This is a genomic window from Clostridium sp. C105KSO13, assembly GCF_001517425.1.
GTDB lineage: Bacteria > Bacillota > Clostridia > Lachnospirales > Lachnospiraceae > Muricomes.
Genome location: NZ_FBWL01000077.1, coordinates 1 through 2,255 on the forward strand (window position 1 = coordinate 1; position 2,255 = coordinate 2,255).

Here is a 2,255-nt window from a genome sequence, read left to right on the forward strand (position 1 = left end):
AGGTAGATAGGGCAGAGGTGGAAGTGCAGCAATGCATGGAGCTGACTGTTACTAATAGGTCGAGGGCATAACCAGACAAGGTGATAGGAGATAATAAGGATGATTCTTTGTATGTAGTTTTGAAGGTACACAATACTGAAATATTCCTCGATAGCTCAGTGGTAGAGCATTCGGCTGTTAACCGAAGGGTCGTTGGTTCGAGCCCAACTCGGGGAGCTTGTAGACCGTGAGCTTAACTTACGGTCTACAAAAATATAACGAACTATTTATAAGAAATTTGGCTCCTTGGTCAAGCGGTTAAGACATCGCCCTTTCACGGCGGTAACACGGGTTCGATTCCCGTAGGAGTCATTGGTATGGTGTACTGATGTGGCTCGATTCATCAAGAACGGCTATGGAAATGGCAGACAGTTTGCCGATGTGGCTCAATTGGCAGAGCAGCTGATTTGTAATCAGCAGGTTATCGGTTCGAGTCCGATCATCGGCTTTGGTCCTTATATCCTTGGGATGTATGGGACACTATACACGTGGACCTTTAGCTCAGTTGGTTAGAGCAATCGGCTCATAACCGATCGGTCCTGGGTTCGAGTCCCCGAAGGTCCACTTTTTAGAAATATGTATTTAATAATTAAATAAGGCCCAGTGGCTCAGTTGGTTAGAGCGCCGCCCTGTCACGGCGGAGGTCGAGAGTTCGAGTCTCTTCTGGGTCGTTATATGGGATCTTAGCTCAGCTGGGAGAGCATCTGCCTTACAAGCAGAGGGTCATAGGTTCGAGCCCTATAGGTCCCATATATGCCGCAGTGGCGGAACTGGCAGACGCCCGGGACTTAAAATCCCGTGGGTAGTGATACCCGTACCGGTTCGATTCCGGTCTGCGGCATTGGTATAAAGTAGAGGAAACGTTGAGTTTACAGCGTTTCCTTTATTTTTTTGTTATAAAATATTTGAACACCTTTGAACACTTTATGATGAGATACCTAGTTTTTGAAAAGCAAGCATATCATTTTTCCCTTTATTCACGTTTCGTAAATAGTGAAGAATAGTAGCAACTTTGCTATGTCCCATAAGACTACTAATGGTTGTTGATTATTACCGTCATATGCTGTTGAAGCATTGTAAAATCGGATTTTATGACTAGAATGATAAGGAACACCAGCTTCGGTACAATATTTCTTTAAACGACGATTAAACCGTACGTAGTCATAATTGAAGAATTTGGTTCAAAGACATATATACCACAAGGGTTTAATTCTCTGGCACTTGTTAGAATCTTTAGGGGTTCATTAGTAAGATATTGGTTACGGAATCCGTGTTCGGTATTTCCCTTCATTTGATTTACAATTTTGATCTGTCGTTTGGAAAATGTCAAATTCATATTAGGTACTAATTGATGGACGCGTCTCCATGAGAGAACGTCATGAATTAGAAGAAGCGGATGAATTATGTCATGGTAACTCGATTGAAATTGAACATCACCGAGAGTATATAGCATTACTCCAAGAGACATTCAGACAAAATGGAATTGATATTCCACCAGAATACTAAATAAACAACTGCACTCTTTCCGGAATGGCATGCACTGTCATTTCGGAATGCGGTGCTCTAGATTAGCGGTAATCATGCAGCGGTACAGTTTCCGTAAAGGTGGTTCTCATCCTCCGTGAGAGTGGTTCTAAAACACCGTGCACATGGTGCAGTGTTATCGGAATATACAAACTGGGAGTTCCCATGTCTACGGCCATTGATATGTATTTAAACCAGATATCCCTGACAGGAGGAATTCCGTTTTCAGTGTCTCTGCCAAAAGCACCAATGTCTATAAATGCAGACACAATGACATCCGCAGAAATCCGCGAAAAACTTCAAAAAGGATACAATGGCATAGAGGAAAGAAGAGTACAGAATGCGTCAGACGCATTTAAGAAATTTAGGGAAGATCATTCACACGAAACGATATGCGATTGAAATTACCGATGAAGCATTGGCGGATATGGAACAGTTATATAATCGTATTACTTACAGTCTGCTCTCCGCAGAGAATGCAATGTACCAATATAATCGGATAGCAGATGCAATTTTGAGTCTTGATATATTAGCAGAACGTGTCCATGCCATGGGGTCAGAACCATTATGTCAGTAACCCATTTTTGATTTATTGTTGTAGCATTAAAATCACGATTTAGTATGTTTTCCTTATCATCAGGAACCTTACCCTGATTATTTTGATACTTATATTTGCGTACTACAACACTGCG

Annotated in this window: 3 protein-coding genes and 7 tRNA genes; 9 read left to right on the forward strand and 1 reads right to left on the reverse strand. The window is 41.8% G+C overall.

Annotated features, from left to right (window positions below):
- Window positions 1-144 precede the first annotated feature (144 nt).
- From BN3456_RS00390 to BN3456_RS15510, 8 genes are all read left to right on the forward strand, one after another.
- A tRNA-Asn gene (locus BN3456_RS00390) sits at window positions 145-216 on the forward strand.
- Between the two features lie 63 nt (window positions 217-279).
- Window positions 280-351 (forward strand) — tRNA-Glu (locus tag BN3456_RS00395).
- 63 nt (window positions 352-414) lie between these two features.
- Window positions 415-487, forward strand: a tRNA-Thr gene (locus BN3456_RS00400).
- Window positions 488-529: 42 nt separating this feature from the next.
- A tRNA-Ile gene (locus BN3456_RS00405) sits at window positions 530-603 on the forward strand.
- Between the two features lie 33 nt (window positions 604-636).
- Window positions 637-710 (forward strand) — tRNA-Asp (locus BN3456_RS00410).
- Window positions 711-716: 6 nt separating this feature from the next.
- Window positions 717-789: transfer RNA gene (locus BN3456_RS00415), tRNA-Val, on the forward strand.
- Between the two features lie 5 nt (window positions 790-794).
- Window positions 795-880: transfer RNA gene (locus tag BN3456_RS00420), tRNA-Leu, on the forward strand.
- Between the two features lie 524 nt (window positions 881-1,404).
- Window positions 1,405-1,545 carry a mobility-associated LCxxNW protein gene (locus BN3456_RS15510; RefSeq protein WP_141654474.1) on the forward strand — a complete coding sequence of 47 codons (141 nt, stop codon included), beginning with the start codon at window positions 1,405-1,407 and terminating at the stop codon, window positions 1,543-1,545.
- Window positions 1,546-1,607: 62 nt separating this feature from the next.
- On the opposite strand, the gene BN3456_RS16510 is transcribed toward BN3456_RS15510, so the two are convergent.
- Window positions 1,608-1,832 carry a hypothetical protein gene (locus tag BN3456_RS16510; RefSeq protein WP_176699058.1) on the reverse strand — a complete coding sequence of 75 codons (225 nt, stop codon included), beginning with the start codon at window positions 1,830-1,832 and terminating at the stop codon, window positions 1,608-1,610.
- A gap of 71 nt (window positions 1,833-1,903) precedes the next feature.
- Here BN3456_RS16510 and BN3456_RS16130 point away from each other — a divergent pair, with 71 nt between their 5' ends.
- On the forward strand, window positions 1,904-2,140 hold the full coding sequence (locus BN3456_RS16130; protein ID WP_176699059.1) for a hypothetical protein: 237 nt from the start codon (window positions 1,904-1,906) through the stop codon (window positions 2,138-2,140).
- The last annotated feature ends 115 nt before the right edge of the window (window positions 2,141-2,255 follow it).

What these genes read in the sequence shown, in the direction of transcription:
- BN3456_RS15510 (WP_141654474.1), top strand. Translation starts at nt 1,405, where the DNA reads ATGAGAGAACGTCATGAATTAGAAGAAGCGGATGAATTATGTCATGGT.
- BN3456_RS16130 (WP_176699059.1), top strand. Translation starts at nt 1,904, where the DNA reads ATGCGTCAGACGCATTTAAGAAATTTAGGGAAGATCATTCACACGAAA.